The following is a 15,320-nucleotide window of genomic DNA, read 5'->3' as shown; positions in this document are numbered from 1 at the left end:
ATGCTGAGGAGTCCACCAGACTGCAAGAACGTCACCGAGCAGCCGAAAGTCGAAGCCCCACCAACGCGGAAACGCTGATGGGGCTTCCCCTTTGCCACGCGCGCTCGGATTCTAGCCCTCAGCGGGGGCGAGCTCGACGTCGGTCACGGTGAGTTCGCTCGCGCCGTCGCGCAGCTCGATCGACCGCGCGTTCGCTGCGGCGCGAAGGTCTCCGATGCCCGCTTCGAGGCGCCCACGGAGTTCGGCCGGGGCGGAGACGACCGCAGTCAGCACTTCGGTGCGCTGCTTCACCTTGGCCTCGGACTTGGCCTTGCGGATGCCCGAGAGCGCCTGCCCCACGGCTGGGAGCATGCCGAGATCGCCGTCGACGGGGAGCGGTGCGGGCCAGGCAGCGCGGTGCACCGAGCCGGCACGCCACCAGCTCCACACCTCATCGGTGGCAAACGGGAGGATCGGTGCGAACAGGCGCAGGATGGCGTCAAGTGTGGTCGCGAGGGCCGCGAGCACGGAGGCCTTCTGCTCCTCGCCCTGCGCACCGTACGCGCGGTCCTTGATGAGCTCGACATAGTCGTCCGTGAACTGCCAGAAGAACGACTCCGTCAGCTGCAGTGCACGGGCAGGATCGTAGGCAGCGAACGCGGCCCCCGCCTGCTCGACGACCTCCGCGAGCTGGGCGAGGAGCGCGCGGTCCAGCGGGTTGACGAGCACAGGGTCCGCGCCGTCGGCCAGCACATTCGCCTCGGTGGCGCCGAGTCCGAGGACGAACTTCGAGGCATTGAGGATCTTGATGGCGAGCCGCCGCCCGATCTTCATCTGGGCGACCTCGAACGCCGTGTCCGTACCGAGCTTGGCGGATGCGGCCCAGTACCGGACGGCATCCGCCCCATACTCCTCGAGGATGTCGGTCGGCACCACCACGTTGCCTTTGGACTTGGACATCTTCTTGCGGTCCGGGTCCAGGACCCAGCCCGAGATCGCCGCGTGCTTCCAGGGGAGGGTTCGGTGGAGCTCCTCGCCCCGCACCACAGTGGAAAAGAGCCAAGTGCGGATGATCTCGTGCGCCTGGGGGCGCAGGTCGAAGGGGAAGACGTTGCCGAAGAAGGCATCGTCGCGGCTCCACCGGCCCACAATCTGTGGGGTGAGGGAGGAGGTCGCCCACGTGTCGAGCACGTCCGGGTCGCCCGTGAAGCCGCCGGGCACACCGCGCTGCGACTCGTCGAAGCCCGGTGCCGGTTCGGCGACCGGATCGACGGGGAGCGTGGCGTCGTCCGGCATGATCGGATTGCCGTAGTCGGGGTTGCCCTCGGCGTCGAGCCGGTACCAGATGGGGATGGGCACGCCGAAGAAGCGCTGGCGGGAGACGAGCCAGTCGCCGTTGAGCCCCTCGACCCAGTTCTCGTAGCGGGAGCGCATGAACGCGGGGTGCCATTCGAGCTCCCGGCCGCGGGCGATGAAGGTGGCCCGGCGGTCCTCGTCCCGTCCACCGTTGCGGATGTACCACTGGCGGCTCGTGACGACCTCGAGGGGCTTGTCGCCCTTCTCGTAGAAGTTGACGGGGTGCAGGATCTTCTTCGGCTCACCGTCGAGGAGCCCGCGCTCGGAGAGCATCTCGACGACCGCTTCCTTGGCCGAGAACGCCGTCTTGCCCGCGATCCGGACATAGGCGGCCTTGCCCTCCTCGCTCGTGATCCACTCGGGAGTCTCGCCGGCGAGCCTTCCGTCGCGTCCGATGATCGCGCGCGTCGGCAGCTGGAGTTCGCGCCACCAGGTGACGTCCGTGAGGTCTCCGAACGTGCAGACCATCGCGATGCCCGAACCCTTGTCCGGCTTGGCCAGAGGGTGGGCCTTCACCTCGACCTCGACACCGAAGAGGGGCGAGGTCACCGTGGTGCCGAAGAGGTGTTGGTACCGTTCGTCGTCGGGATGCGCCACGAGCGCCGCGCAGGCGGCCAGAAGCTCAGGACGGGTCGTCTCGATGTGGACCGGCGCGCCGTCGGCCGTGTTGAAGGCGTAGCGGTAGTACGCGCCGGGCACCTCGCGGTCCTCGAGCTCGGCCTGGGCAACTGCGGTGCGGAACGTCACGTCCCACAACGTGGGCGCCTCGGCGAGGTAGGCGTCTCCTGCAGCGAAGTTCTTCAGGAACGCCCGCTGCGAGACGGCCCGCGAGACGTCGTCGATGGTCCGGTACGTCATGTCCCAGTCGACGGACAGGCCGAGGGTCTTGAACAGGTGCTCGAAGACCTTCTCGTCCTCGACGGCGAGCTCCTCGCACAGCTGAATGAAGTTGCGGCGCGAGACGACGTCGAAATCGCGCTGGTTCTTGGCCGGCTGGGCGGGCGGACGGTAGTCGGCATCGTAGGGAATCGCCGGATCGCAGCGCACTCCATAGTAGTTCTGGACGCGGCGCTCGGTCGGCAGGCCGTTGTCGTCCCAGCCCATGGGGTAGAAGACGTTCTTCCCGGTCATGCGCTGGTAGCGCGCGAGGAGGTCGGCCTGCGTGAAGGAGAACATGTGGCCGACGTGCAGGGAGCCCGAGGCGGTGGGCGGGGGAGTGTCGATCGAGTAGACCTCGCCGCGCGTCGTATCGGGGTTGAACCGGTAGGTTCCCGTCTCGAGCCAGCGCTCGGTGAGCTTGGCCTCGAGGCCTTCGAGGGCCGGCTTGTCGGGGACTGTGGTGGGAGTCTGTGGGGTGCGACCGGGCGTGTCTGTACCCGTGATGGCTGCTTCAGGCATGCCATAGATTCTTCCATGCTTTCTGCGTGATGCCTTGGGTCAGTCCCAACCATGGCCCGTCCCCCACAGGGGGCCTAGCATGGCGGGCATGGGCAGCGTGACGATTCGCCGAGTGTACGAGCCCTCCCCGCAGGGCGCATTCCGGATCCTCGTCGACCGCATCTGGCCTCGCGGGCTGAGCAAAGAGGCTGCCGCCGTGGACCTCTGGCTCAAGGAGGTCGGGCCGTCCACGGAGCTGAGGAAGTGGTTCGGACACGATCCTGCGCGGTTCGAGGAGTTCGCGGGGAAGTACCGGGCCGAGCTGGAGGGCTCCGAGGCGTACGGCGAGCTGGAACGCGCTGTGGCCGAGCACGGGAAGCCGGAGCTTGTCTACTCGGCGCACGACACCGAGCACAACCAGGCGGTCGTGCTCGCGCAGATGCTCGACGCCGGGTGAGGGCGCCTGCTCCTCCTCGTCGGGGCGCGGTAGGTTGTGCTTATGACGACTGTGCCCCAGACCACCGAAGACCAGCAGCGATCCGCCGTCGTGACCGGTGCGAGCACCGGGATCGGCGAAGCCACCGTACGTGCCCTTGCGGCCGAGGGTTGGCGCGTCTATGCGGTAGCGCGCCGGGCAGAGCGGCTTGAGGCGCTCGCGTCGGAGACGGGCGCCGTGGCCGTGCAAGCGGACATCGCCGAGGATGACGACGTCGCGCGCCTCGTCGCCGAGGTCACGTCAGGCGGAGGGATAGACACCCTCGTCAATGTCGCCGGGGGCGCGCGCGGCACCGACTGGATCGCCGATGCGAAGACCGAGGACTGGGAGTGGATGCTCCGGGCCAACGTGATCGGCACCATGAAGCTCACTCGGGCGTTCCTGCCGATGCTCCGGGCGACCGGCCACGGGACCGTGCTCAACCTCACCTCGGTGGCTGCGCTCGTCTCTTACGAGGGTGGGGGTGGCTACAACGCGGCCAAGTTCGCCGAGCGGGGCATGACCCGTGCGCTGCGCCTCGAGGAGGCAGAGCACAATGTCCGCGTCATCGAGGTCCTGCCCGGGCTCGTGAAGACGGAGGAATTCACGCTCAAGCGCTTGGGCGGGGACGCCGAGGCGGCCGAGAAGGTCTATGCAGGAGTCGAGGAGCCGCTCACCGCCGAGGACATCGCGGACGTGGTGCGGTACGCCGTGACTGTGCCGCATCACATCAACCTCGACGAGATCGTGGTCCGCCCGGTGGCCCAGGCCGCAACGCACAAGCTCATCCGCAGGGGCCGCTGACCGGACTGGGCTGCGAGCCCTCAGCTGGCGGCGCGGATCCGGTGGGCGAGGACTTCTGATCGCCTGTGCGAGGCGAGGATTGCCCGGGCTCCGGCCGTGATGCGGTGAGGGAGCACGGACGCCCTGGCTGGCGCCGGAAGGAAGGCCTCTACCTCGAATCCCTCGGTGCAGAGTCCCGACCGCAGCCATCCTCCGGCATGCTGGGCCCGGGCCATCATCGAGGCAATGCCGCGTCCGGGGCGAAGGAGTTGGCCGATTGCCGTCTCGCCCGGGACATTGAGCACGTGGATCGTCAGCCCAGCAGGCTGCCACAGCAACGAGAGTGTCACCGGCCGCGTGGAGTCAGCGTGCTGCGCCGCGTTCTCGAGGGCCATGGCCAGAATTGATTTCGCGGCGAGACTGGCTGCACGGCTGAGGCGGAGCCTCTGGCCAGTGTGCGCCACCTCGAGGAGCAGTTCTGCACGGGACGCGACGGCGATCCGCTCTGGGGAGGAGCCCCAGGCCGGCACCGCCAGGATTGTGGTGACGCACATCGTCGCTCCTTCCGTCTGCGATACGCTCTGGCGAGACCAGTATGAAGCTTTTTGTGCGGTTATTCCAGTCGTTGGACATACCCGTCTTCGACAGGTATCGGCTCGCGTGCTTAGACTTGGGGTCACAAGCATTGACCCGGTTATCACCGGTGAGCTTCCGGAAGAACAGCGCGGCTGCGAAGCCGAGCTCAGTAGAACCGGACGGGCAGGCCCGTCACAGCCGTCACGAGAGGCCGGCGCGGGTTTGCCCTGCGCAGGCAAGTGAGGTGGTACCGCGGTGCCGTCCGGCAGATCCGGGCGCTCGCCGTCCTCGCATCCAGCAGCACAGAGCGAGCCAGGATCCGAGTGAGCGTGTACCCGAAGGCCACTGCAGAACCCGCACCAGACGCGACGGCGGGCAGCCCCCCTGCGGGCGCCGTGCGCTTCCCAGAGCTCGAGGAGCGTGTCCTCAAGTACTGGGACGAAGACGGCACCTTCCAAGCGTCGATCGACAATCGTGACGCCGGCCGCGACGGCGCGAACGAGTTCGTCTTCTATGACGGCCCCCCGTTCGCCAACGGCCTACCGCACTACGGCCACCTGCTCACGGGATACGCGAAGGACCTGGTAGCGCGTTACCAGACGCAGCGCGGCAAGCGCGTCGAGCGACGATTCGGCTGGGACACCCACGGCCTGCCCGCCGAGCTCGAGGCGATGAAGCAGCTCGGTATGGCCCAGAAGTCCGAGATCGACGAGATGGGCATCGACAAGTTCAACGACGCCTGCCGTGCCTCGGTCCTCAAGTACACCCACGAGTGGGAGGCGTACGTCAAGCGACAGGCACGCTGGGTTGACTTCGAGAACGACTACAAGACACTCAACGTCGAGTACATGGAGTCCGTCATCTGGGCGTTCAAGACGCTCCACGAGAAGGGCCTCACGTACAGCGGCTACCGGGTGCTGCCCTACTGCTGGAACGACGAGACTCCGCTCTCCAACCATGAGCTGCGCATGGACGACGACGTCTACAAGGACCGTCAGGACCAGGCCGTCACCGTCACGTTCCCGCTGCTCGCAGGCGAATCGGAGGCGTCCCAAGAGCTCGCGGGGGCCCTCGCCCTCGCCTGGACCACCACGCCCTGGACGCTGCCGACCAACGAGGCGCTCGCCGTCGGGCCCGAGGTGCGCTATGCGGTCGTGCCCAGCGGACCCGAGGGCGTGAAGGCCTCCGAGATCCCCTCCGGCGCACGGTTCCTTCTCGCCGAGGATCTCCTGGGCTCGTACGCGAAAGACCTCGGGTACGACGACGCTGCTGCCGCCGCCGGTGCGGTCGAGCGCACCTACCTCGGCTCTGAGCTCGAGGGCATCCGGTACGAGCCGCTCTGGGACTACTTTACCGACGCCGAGGTCTACGGCACGGGCAAGGGCTGGCAGATCCTTGTCGCGGACTACGTCACGACCACCGACGGCACCGGGATCGTCCATCAGGCGCCCGCCTACGGCGAGGACGACCAGAAGGTCTGCGAGGCCGCGGGCATCCCCGTGATCCTCTCCGTGGACGACGGCGCGAAGTTCCTCCCGCTGTTCGGCTCGGGAGCGGACGCGCCCCTGAAGGAGATCGTGGGCCTGCAGGTCTTCGAGGCCAACAAGCCGATCACCCGCGTGCTCCGCGATCAGGGCCGGCTGGCGAAGCAGGCCAGCTATGTGCACAGCTACCCGCACTGCTGGCGCTGCCGCAACCCCCTGATCTACCGGGCGGTGTCGAGCTGGTTCGTCGAGGTCACGAAGATCAAGGACCGCATGCTCGAGCTCAACGAGCAGATCAACTGGATCCCGGGCAACGTCAAGCACGGCCAGTTCGGCAGGTGGCTCGAGAACGCGCGGGACTGGTCGATCAGCCGCAACCGCTACTGGGGCTCGCCGATCCCCGTGTGGGTCTCGGACAACCCCGAGTACCCGCGGACGGACGTCTACGGCTCCCTCGCCGAACTCGAGGCCGACTTCGGCAGGCTCCCGCTCAACCACGAGGGCAAGCCCGACCTCCACCGGCCGTTCATCGACGATCTCACGCGCCCCAACCCGGATGATCCGACAGGCCAGTCGACGATGCGCCGCGTACCGGACGTCCTCGACGTGTGGTTCGACTCCGGCTCGATGCCCTACGCGCAAGTGCACTATCCGATGGAGAACCAGCAGTGGTTCGAAACCCACAATCCGGGCGACTTCATCGTCGAGTACATTGGCCAGACCCGCGGCTGGTTCTACACCCTGCACATTCTCGCGACGGCACTCTTCGACCGGCCGGGCTTCCGCAACGTGATCAGCCACGGGATTGTGCTCGGCTCCGACGGGCAGAAGATGTCCAAGAGCCTGCGCAACTACCCGGATGTCTCCGAGGTGCTGGACCGTGACGGCTCCGACGCGATGCGCTGGTTCCTCATGGCCAGCCCGATCCTGCGCGGCGGCAACCTGATCGTCACCGAGCAGGGCATCCGCGATGGTGTCCGCCAGGTCATCCTGCCGCTGTGGAACGTGTACAGCTTCTTCACCCTGTACGCCAATGCGTCACAGCGCTCCGCAGGGGCGGGCTACGAGGCACGGCTCCGCTACGACGGCTACACCGACCCCCTCGACAGGTACCTCATGGCGGAGACGGGACGGCTCGTGCGCGGCATGCAGGAGCACCTCGACGCGTACGACATCTCGACCGCCTGCGACGAGCTTCGCGAGTACCTCGACATGCTGACCAACTGGTACGTGCGCCGCTCCCGCCAGCGCTTCTTCGACGAGGAAGCGGACGCGTTCGATGCTCTCTACACTGCCCTCGAGGCTGTCTGCAGGGTCGCGGCACCGCTCCTGCCGATGGTCTCAGAGGAGATCTGGCGCGGTCTCACGGGAGGCCGTTCCGTGCACCTCACCGACTGGCCGCACGCCTCCGCCTTTGCAGACGACGCCGCGCTCGTCACCCAGATGGACCGCACCCAGGCCGTCTGCTCCACGGGGTCCTCCCTGCGCAAGGCCGCGAAGCTGAGGGTGCGCCTACCGCTCAAGGCGCTCACCGTCGTCGTGCCCGAGGCGGCGGCTCTGGCTGGCTCCGAGGCGGTCATCGCGGACGAGCTCAACCTCAAGACCGTCCGGCTGCTCGACGCCTCTGAGGCCAGCGAGGAGGAGTTCGGGATCGAGCGGAAACTCGTTGTCAATGCGAGGTCTGCTGGTCCACGCCTGGGCAAGGGCGTCCAGCAGGCCATCAAGGGCTCCAAGTCCGGCGACTGGTCGGTGGCCGAGGACGGCACGGTGACTGCCGGCGGACTTGCGCTCGAGGAAGGCGAGTACACACTCGAGACGGTCGTGGACCCGGCGAAGGCCGGTGAGCACGCCGCCGTCGCGATGCTTCCAGGCGGAGGATTCGTTGTCCTGGACACCGAGGTGACGCCCGAGCTCGAGGCAGAGGGCCTTGCGCGTGACCTCGTCCGTACCGTCCAGCAGGCCCGGAAGGAGGCCGGCCTCGATGTGAGCGACCGGATCCGGGCGAGCATCACCGCTCGCAAGCACGTGATTGCGGCAGCCGAGGTGCACGCCGACCTCCTCAAGGGCGAGACCCTCACGCTCGAGCTCGAGCTGCTCGTCGCGGACATCGAGCCGACCGCGCTCGTGGAGCGCCTGGATCCAGCGAGCCTGGAACCGCGTCGCCTCGGGGACGCACACGCGCCAGTAGGGGAGGGCGCGCAGTGACCGAGCACGCCGACCCCCGGATGGAGCCGAGCACGGTCGAGGAGGTCTACGCGGTCCTCCTCGGCCGCGCGCCCGAGAACAAGATGGAACCCCGGCTCGCACCCCTGTTCCGGGCGATGGACGTGCTCGGCGAGCCGAACAGGGCCTTCCCGATCATCCACATCACGGGCACGAATGGGAAGACCTCCACAGCGCGCATGGTCGAGGCGGGCCTGCGCGCCCATGGACTGCGTACCGGCCGCTACACGAGCCCGCACCTGAGCCGCGTCACGGAGCGCATCAGCATCGACGGTGTCCCGGTGCCGGACTCGACGTTCGTGCGGATCTGGAATGAGATCACCCCGTACCTCGGGATCGTCGATGCCGAACTCGAAGCCGCGGGCGAGCCGCGGCTGACGTACTTCGAGTGCGTCACTATCCTCGGGTTCGCCGTGTTCGCGGACGAGCCGGTGGACGTCGCGGTCATCGAGGTGGGCCTCGGCGGCATCACCGACGCGACGAACGTGGGGGACGGGGCCGTCTCCGTCATCACCCCCATCTCCCTCGACCACACCGATCTCCTGGGCGATACCGTCGAGGAGATCGCGCGGGAGAAGGCCGGGATCATCAAGCCCGGGGGGTTCCTCATCAGCGCGGCGCAGCCCGTCGCCGCTGCCCAGGTGCTCTTGGAGCAGGCTCGGGAAGTCGGCGTCCCCTACCGGTTCGAAGGCATCGAGTTCGGCGTGGAGTCGCGTGCGCTCGCCGTCGGCGGCCAGATCGTGACGGTCCAGGGCATCGCTGGCAGGTACCAGGACCTCGCGGTTCCGCTCCACGGTGCGCACCAGGCGGAGAACGCCGCGGTCGCAGTTGCCGCCCTCGAGGCGTTCCTCGGCGGGGGAGAGCGTGAGCTGAGCGTGGAGCTGCTCCGGGAGGGATTCGCCGAGGTGTCATCGCCCGGACGCCTAGAGGTGGTCCGGACCTCCCCGACGATCATCCTCGACGCGGCCCACAATCCCGATGGAATACGGGTCAGCGCCCGGGCTCTCACGGAGGCCTTCGACTTCTCGCGGCTCGTCGTGGTCCTCGGGGTGCTCCGCGAGAAGGACGCCGACGAGATCCTGCGCACGCTCAGGGAGGAGTTCGCTGATACGCCGGTCGAGTACTGCTTCACGCAGTCCGCCTCGCCGCGGGCCATCGCCGCAGACGAGCTCGCCGAGCGGGCGCTCGATGTGGGCTTCGACGAAGACAGCGTCCACGTGGCCGAGAAGCTCGACGAGGCGATCGACTACGCGGTCGAGCGAGCTGACGCGGCCGGCGACTTCGGAGGGGGCGTGCTCATCACGGGCTCGATCACTGTGGTCGGCGAGGCTCGTGTGCTGCTCGGCAAGGACGCCGCGTGATGGCGCGGCTGACGAGGGCGCAGCGCGAGTGGCGCCCAGGCATGCCGAGGAAGCGGCGTTCCATCAAGGTCATGTTCGCCTCGGTGCTCCTGCTGACGGAAGCCTTCGTGGTGTTCTTCGCGACCCTCGTGCTGTTCGGCCTGCGCGGTCGGGACCTCGGAGTGGGGACCGTTCTGGGCGGCGGACTCGGCCTCGTGGCCGTATTCGTCCTGGCCTGCGCCATCGTCTCCCGATCGTGGGGCATGTGGGTCGGGTGGGTGCTCCAGCTGGCCCTCGTGGCGCTCGGGTTCCTCGAACCGATGATGTTCGTGGTTGGCGCAGCGCTACTCGTGACGTGGTTCTTCGCGATCCGGGCGGGGGTGCGGCTCGACCACGAGAACGCCCAGCGCGACCGCGACCAGGCCGCGTGGGAGCGGGAGCATTCCGGGGAATCGGGCGATGGGGGGACGGGCACCGTCGGCGGGCGGCCCTGATCGTCCACCACCCAAACGCTGGCTCGCTGATCAGTAGACTGGGCGGGAAACCCGACCCCTCTTACCGATTCGACCAGGAGAACCTGTGACCACTGAACGCACCCTTGTCCTCGTCAAGCCCGACGGTGTCTCCCGGGGCCTCACCGGTGCGATCCTCGCCCGGATCGAGGCTAAGGGCTATCGGCTCGCGGCCCTCGAGTCGCTCACGCCGAGCCGCGATGTCCTGGCAGAGCACTACGCCGAGCATGCGGGCAAGCCCTTCTACGAGCCCCTGCTCGAGTTCATGGCGAGCGGCCCCGTAGTCGCCGCGATCTTCGAGGGCGAGCGCGTGATCGAGGGCTTCCGATCCCTGGCCGGCGCGACCGACCCGACGACGGCGGCGCCGGGTACCATCCGCGGTGATTTTGGCCGTGACTGGGGCCTCAAGGTTCAGCAGAACCTCGTCCACGGCTCGGACTCGCCTGAGTCGGCAGAGCGCGAGATCGCGATCTGGTTCCCGGCCTGACGGACAGCTCTCATGCTGTTCTGTACCCGAGACGCCTGGGTCACATGGTCGAGGGGATGAACATGTGCAGGAAGCGGAAGAAGATCGAGGCGACAACGCCCACGTAGAGAATCGCGACGATGACCCAGCCCCAGTCAGCCAGGCCGCGCGCAAGGGCAGCGGGCGCCGGGATGACGCCATGCTGGACGTTGCGGATGGTCGTCCAGACGAACATCGGGATCATCATGGCCCAGACCACCATGCAGAGCGGGCACAGGATCCCGATCGCGTAGAGTGCCTGGCTCCAGAGCCACACGACGAACACGAAGCCCGCCGTGACGCCCACCTGGAGTCCGGTCCAGAACCAGCGCGAGAACTGGGCGCCGGCAAGCAGCGCCATCGCCACCGTGGTGGTCACGGCGAAGGCCACGATGCCGATGAACATGTTCGGGAAGCCGAAGACGGAGCTCTGCCATGTGCTCATGACTTCACCGCAGGAGATCCACGGATTGACGTCGCAGATCGTGGTGTGGGCCGGATTGACCAGCTTCTCGAGCTTCTCGAGGACCAGCTGGCCGGACGCCAGCCAGCCGACCACACTCGTGACGAGGAGCAGCCAGCCAAAGGGCCTCGCCCGGCCCATGGTGTGGACTGAGTGGCCTGCCGCATCGGCGCCTGCGTCCGCCATGGGCGTTGCGGTGACGCGGGAACCGGAGGCAGCGGAAGTCGCGGCGGGCCGGCTGGCGCTGGTCTGGGGAGTCATGGAGGTCCTTCCTGGCCGTATTGACTTCGATTCTAGGCGCCGCGCTTGGTCGGCCGCTGGCGCGGGGCGAGCCCAAACCGTTCTGGACGGGGAGCGCGCCGTACCCCCGCCCCGAAGGCCGTGTGAGACAATGCAAGTGGCCGGACGCTGATCCACATGCAGTGCCCGGTCCGGTGCACAGCGAGAAGACCGCCGGCCCCCACCCCGTCCGGATCCACCGATCCCGCCGGGCGACTCGGGCCAGAGCGGCACCTGCCCGGCCCTGACCGGTGGCGGGTCGCACGCGGCACCGGCCTGCACGGCGCGCCCGTGGAGGCACAGGACTGACTTTCGTCGGCGCCCGCGGGTGCCGGCTCGTGGTGTCGCCGCGGCTGCCAGATGTGGGGGCAGACGGGGCGGCTTGGAGCACGCACAGATGGATAACGAACAGCAGGTGCCGGGTACGGCATCCGATACTGCAGCAGACGCAGCACCGGCCAGCGAGCAGGAGAAGCCCCGCCGCACCTCCCGCCGCCGCAGCGCGTCCTCGCCCGCCGGGGCCCCGGCCGCGCCGCAAGCGCCGGATCAGGGGAAGGCCGTTGATGCGGCCGGAGCGGGCAGCGGCGCTCCCGTTGCCGACCCGGCCGGGACCCCCCCGGCGGGGGACGAGGGCGCGGACGATGCCCAGGCAACGGTCAAGCCGAAGCGGGCGACGCGCAGTCGTAGGAAGGGCGCGGCAGCAGCCGATGCGGCCGGTGACGAGCCGGGCGCGACTGGCCGTGACGCTGCTGCGGAATCCCCTGCACAGCCCACTGCCGAGGAATCCCCGGCTGTGGAACCAAAAGCCCAGGCTTCGGCGCACGGCGTCGAAGCCCAGAAGACTGCCCCCGGAGAGCCGGCTGGGGGGCCTGTGGCCGACGCCGAGCAACCCAAGACGCGGTCCCGTCGGCGGACGTCCGCGAGAGCGGCGGCCGTGAAGGCCGAGACCCGCCTGCCCGAGGCGCAGTCCTCGGAGGGCCTTGCTGAGGCTCCCGCCGATCACGAGCAGGGCACGGCGGCATCGCGCGCCAAGAGTTCCGTGCGCGGACGCCGGCGCGCGGCGTTGAAGGTCGGCGAGGCGCGGGAAGCCACAGTGGAGGCGGAAGCCCGTCCAGGGGGCCAGACAGCGGACTCCCCTAGCCCGCGAGAATCCGTCCCAGATCAGGGGTCGGAGGGCAAGGAGCGGACTCGGGCGCACCATGCAGCGTCCGAAGGAGTGCGCGGCGGGACCGAGGCACCTGCGGGGCAGGTCGCCGTCGTGAGCGCCGAATCTGGGCCGGAGCGGGGCGCAGAACTGCGGGAGAAGCCGCGGGACGGATTCGTGGCCCTGTTCGGCGAGGCCCTCTCGCCGACCTCCATGATCTTCCAGGCTCCCGACCTGAGCACGATTCTCCGCCCGGTCCTGACCCCGGAGCCCGTCCAGGAGGAAGAGCACGAGGACGAGCACGAGGACGAGGACGAGGACACAGAGCTCGCCGGCCGCCGCCGGCGCCGCAGCCGTGGCCGCCGGAGCCGAGCCACCCACGCGGCCGAGGCCAGCGGGGAGCAGAACCCAGACGAGGGCGAGCCCCCGCAGGAGAGCGAGGAGGTGACCTCGCGCCGCCGTCGCCGCCGCCGTCGTGGCGAGGCGGACCTCGAGCTCGAGGGCGGCCTCGATGACGATCCGCCCGGAACCGTGACCCGCGTGCGCGCACCCCGGGCCGCGTCCGAGCCCACGAGCACCCGCGTGGCGAGCGTGAAGGGCTCGACGCGCCTCGAGGCGAAGAAGCAGCGCCGCCGCGAGTCCCGCGAGTCGGGCCGTCGGCGGCACGTGATCACGGAGGCTGAGTTCCTCGCCCGCCGCGAGTCGGTGGACCGGCAAATGGTGGTGCGCCAGAAGGAGGACCGCATCCAGATCGCGGTCCTCGAGGACGGCGTGCTGGCTGAGCATTTCGTCTCCAAGACCCAGCAGGACTCGCTCATCGGCAACGTGTACCTCGGCCGGGTGCAGAACGTGCTCCCGTCGATGGAGGCGGCGTTCGTCGACATCGGCCGTGGCCGCAACGCCGTGCTGTATGCCGGCGAGGTCAATTGGGATGCGGCGGGGCTCGAGGGTGCGCCACGGCGTATCGAGAACGCGCTGAAGTCCGGCGACTCGGTGCTCGTGCAGGTCACGAAGGACCCGGTGGGCCACAAGGGCGCGCGCCTCACGAGCCAGATCTCTCTGCCGGGCCGCTACCTCGTGTACGTCCCGGGCGGTTCGATGACTGGCATCTCGCGCAAGCTGCCCGACGTGGAGCGCACACGCCTGAAGAAGATCCTCAAGGACCGCCTCCCTGAGGACGCCGGCGTGATCGTCCGCACTGCCGCCGAGGGCGCGAGCGAGGAAGAGCTCACCCACGACATCAACCGGCTGCGTGCGCAGTGGGAGTCCATCAAGGAGCAGGCCTCTTCAACCAAGGTCCTCGCTCCCGAGCTCCTCTACGGCGAGCCGGACCTCACCATCAAGGTGGTCCGCGACGTTTTCAACGAGGACTTTTCCAAACTCATCATCTCCGGAGACGAGGCGTGGGACACGATCGAGGCGTACGTGACGTATGTGGCCCCGGACCTCCTCGGCCGGCTCGAGAAGTACCAGGGTGACGATGACATCTTCGCCCAGTGGCGCATCGACGAGCAGATCCACAAGGCCCTCGACCGGAAGGTGTTCCTGCCCTCGGGCGGCTCCCTGGTGATCGATCGGACCGAGGCCATGACGGTCATCGATGTCAACACCGGCAAGTTCACCGGCTCGGGCGGCAACCTCGAGGAGACCGTCACCAAGAACAACCTCGAAGCTGCGGAGGAGATCGTCCGGCAGCTCAGGCTGCGCGACATCGGCGGAATCATCGTCATCGACTTCATCGACATGGTGCTCGAGTCGAACCGGGACCTCGTGCTGCGCCGCCTCGTGGAGTGCCTCGGCCGCGACCGCACAAAGCACCAGGTCGCCGAAGTCACGTCCCTCGGCCTCGTCCAGATGACGCGCAAGCGCATGGGCACCGGGCTCCTGGAGGTCTTCAGCGAGACGTGCGAGGTGTGCGGTGGCCGCGGCGTCATCACCTACGATGAGCCGGTCGAGCGCGGCGGCAGCAGCCGCCCGTCCACTCCAGCTGCAGAGCACCAGGCCGCGCCCCGCAACGAGGCCGCCGTGTCTACCAGCGGGCGCAAGCGGCGCCGCCGCGGGGGCGGTCAGCAGACCGAGGCTGCCCCGGCCCCGGCGCCGGCCCCGGCCCAGGCTGCTCCAGCGGACGAGGCCGAACGGCAGGCCCGCGCGCAGGCTACCCGGGCAGCACTCGCCGCCGTGGCGGCCGCAGCTCACGCCGCGCACATCCATGACGACGAGTCGGCCGCGATCCTCGCGGCCGCGACGACGGAGGGCGGTCAGGCCCCTCCAGCGGGTCCAGCGCCCGCGGCCCCGGCGCCTGCCGAGCCTGACCATGCCCCCGCCGCAGCCTCGGAGGCACACGCCCAGGCCGCCGCTGTTGCCCTGGCCGCTGCTGGCTCCGCGCCAGCACGCAACGCCGAGGCTGCGCGCGCCGCGGACTCCGAGCTCCTCCCGGCAGCAACGAGCGGGGACGAGAACCAGCCGGTGCTCACCATAGGCGGGGAACGGGTCGCGCTCCCGCACGGGGAAGCTGTCCCAGAGCCGCCAGAGGCGGCACCTGTCCTGAGCCTCGATGCCCTCAGCCAGGCCTTCGACCAGCTCACCGGCGAACGCCACACCCCCGGCGAGGCCGAGCCACGCCAGGGGCGCAAGCGCCGCTCGCGTGGCGCACACAGCGGCCAGGGGTCGGCCGAGGTGACCCGTGTCGATGCGTCTGCAGGCGCTGTGGGGAGCCAGACGCGCTCCGCTGTCGCACCAGCGCCCGCGGGCATGAAGGACTCGCCGCCGGATGAGGCCGGCCCGATGATCCTGGGCGTTGGCGTCCCGGCGTCGGAGCTGTAGG

Annotated in this window: 10 protein-coding genes; 7 read left to right on the top strand and 3 right to left on the bottom strand. The window is 68.9% G+C overall.

Annotated elements, in window-relative coordinates:
* Nucleotides 1–111: 111 nt before the first annotated feature.
* Nucleotides 112–2,733 carry a valine--tRNA ligase gene (gene valS / locus LF262_RS02165; protein ID WP_235778637.1) on the bottom strand — a complete coding sequence of 874 codons (2,622 nt, stop codon included), beginning with the start codon at nucleotides 2,731–2,733 and terminating at the stop codon, nucleotides 112–114.
* Nucleotides 2,734–2,821: 88 nt separating this feature from the next.
* On the opposite strand from valS, the gene LF262_RS02160 reads away from it, so the two are divergent.
* Entirely contained in the window at nucleotides 2,822–3,169 is a 348-nt protein-coding gene (locus LF262_RS02160) for a DUF488 domain-containing protein (protein ID WP_235778636.1), read from the top strand.
* A gap of 42 nt (nucleotides 3,170–3,211) precedes the next feature.
* Nucleotides 3,212–3,991, top strand: a complete 780-nt coding sequence (locus LF262_RS02155) for an SDR family oxidoreductase (protein WP_235778635.1) — start codon at nucleotides 3,212–3,214, stop codon at nucleotides 3,989–3,991.
* 20 nt (nucleotides 3,992–4,011) lie between these two features.
* Here LF262_RS02155 and LF262_RS02150 read toward each other — a convergent pair whose 3' ends face one another.
* Nucleotides 4,012–4,524, bottom strand: coding sequence for a sensor histidine kinase (locus LF262_RS02150; RefSeq protein WP_235778634.1), 513 nt, complete (start codon nucleotides 4,522–4,524; stop codon nucleotides 4,012–4,014).
* A gap of 345 nt (nucleotides 4,525–4,869) precedes the next feature.
* Between LF262_RS02150 and ileS the strand changes: the two genes are divergently transcribed.
* The 4 genes from ileS to ndk all read left to right on the top strand — a co-directional run bounded on the left by ileS (nucleotide 4,870) and on the right by ndk (nucleotide 10,592).
* The gene (ileS, locus tag LF262_RS02145; protein ID WP_235778633.1) at nucleotides 4,870–8,235 is read left to right on the top strand and encodes an isoleucine--tRNA ligase; all 3,366 of its coding nucleotides are present in this window, start codon (nucleotides 4,870–4,872) and stop codon (nucleotides 8,233–8,235) included.
* A gap of 20 nt (nucleotides 8,236–8,255) precedes the next feature.
* On the top strand, nucleotides 8,256–9,614 hold the full coding sequence (locus tag LF262_RS02140) for a bifunctional folylpolyglutamate synthase/dihydrofolate synthase (protein WP_235779263.1): 1,359 nt from the start codon (nucleotides 8,256–8,258) through the stop codon (nucleotides 9,612–9,614).
* Nucleotides 9,614–10,087, top strand: coding sequence for a DUF4233 domain-containing protein (locus tag LF262_RS02135; protein WP_235778632.1), 474 nt, complete (start codon nucleotides 9,614–9,616; stop codon nucleotides 10,085–10,087). Before LF262_RS02140 ends, LF262_RS02135 begins: the two co-directional genes overlap by 1 nt.
* Before the next feature lie 85 nt (nucleotides 10,088–10,172).
* Entirely contained in the window at nucleotides 10,173–10,592 is a 420-nt protein-coding gene (gene ndk / locus LF262_RS02130) for a nucleoside-diphosphate kinase (RefSeq protein ID WP_235778631.1), read from the top strand.
* Nucleotides 10,593–10,632: 40 nt separating this feature from the next.
* On the opposite strand, the gene LF262_RS02125 is transcribed toward ndk, so the two are convergent.
* Entirely contained in the window at nucleotides 10,633–11,259 is a 627-nt protein-coding gene (locus tag LF262_RS02125; RefSeq protein WP_235779262.1) for a vitamin K epoxide reductase family protein, read from the bottom strand.
* 490 nt (nucleotides 11,260–11,749) lie between these two features.
* On the opposite strand from LF262_RS02125, the gene LF262_RS02120 reads away from it, so the two are divergent.
* The gene (locus tag LF262_RS02120; protein ID WP_235778630.1) at nucleotides 11,750–15,319 is read left to right on the top strand and encodes an Rne/Rng family ribonuclease; all 3,570 of its coding nucleotides are present in this window, start codon (nucleotides 11,750–11,752) and stop codon (nucleotides 15,317–15,319) included.
* The last annotated feature ends 1 nt before the right edge of the window (nucleotide 15,320 follow it).

This window comes from Sinomonas notoginsengisoli (assembly GCF_021554725.1).
GTDB lineage: Bacteria > Actinomycetota > Actinomycetes > Actinomycetales > Micrococcaceae > Sinomonas > Sinomonas notoginsengisoli.
Note: the sequence above shows the minus strand (reverse complement) of the source record. Positions and strands in the feature narration are given on the sequence as shown.

What these genes read in the sequence shown, in the direction of transcription:
- valS (WP_235778637.1), bottom strand. Translation starts at nt 2,733, where the DNA reads ATGCCTGAAGCAGCCATCACGGGTACAGACACGCCCGGTCGCACCCCA.
- LF262_RS02160 (WP_235778636.1), top strand. Translation starts at nt 2,822, where the DNA reads ATGGGCAGCGTGACGATTCGCCGAGTGTACGAGCCCTCCCCGCAGGGC.
- LF262_RS02155 (WP_235778635.1), top strand. Translation starts at nt 3,212, where the DNA reads ATGACGACTGTGCCCCAGACCACCGAAGACCAGCAGCGATCCGCCGTC.
- LF262_RS02150 (WP_235778634.1), bottom strand. Translation starts at nt 4,524, where the DNA reads ATGTGCGTCACCACAATCCTGGCGGTGCCGGCCTGGGGCTCCTCCCCA.
- LF262_RS02140 (WP_235779263.1), top strand. Translation starts at nt 8,256, where the DNA reads ATGGAGCCGAGCACGGTCGAGGAGGTCTACGCGGTCCTCCTCGGCCGC.
- LF262_RS02135 (WP_235778632.1), top strand. Translation starts at nt 9,614, where the DNA reads ATGGCGCGGCTGACGAGGGCGCAGCGCGAGTGGCGCCCAGGCATGCCG.
- LF262_RS02125 (WP_235779262.1), bottom strand. Translation starts at nt 11,259, where the DNA reads ATGGCGGACGCAGGCGCCGATGCGGCAGGCCACTCAGTCCACACCATG.
- LF262_RS02120 (WP_235778630.1), top strand. Translation starts at nt 11,750, where the DNA reads ATGGATAACGAACAGCAGGTGCCGGGTACGGCATCCGATACTGCAGCA.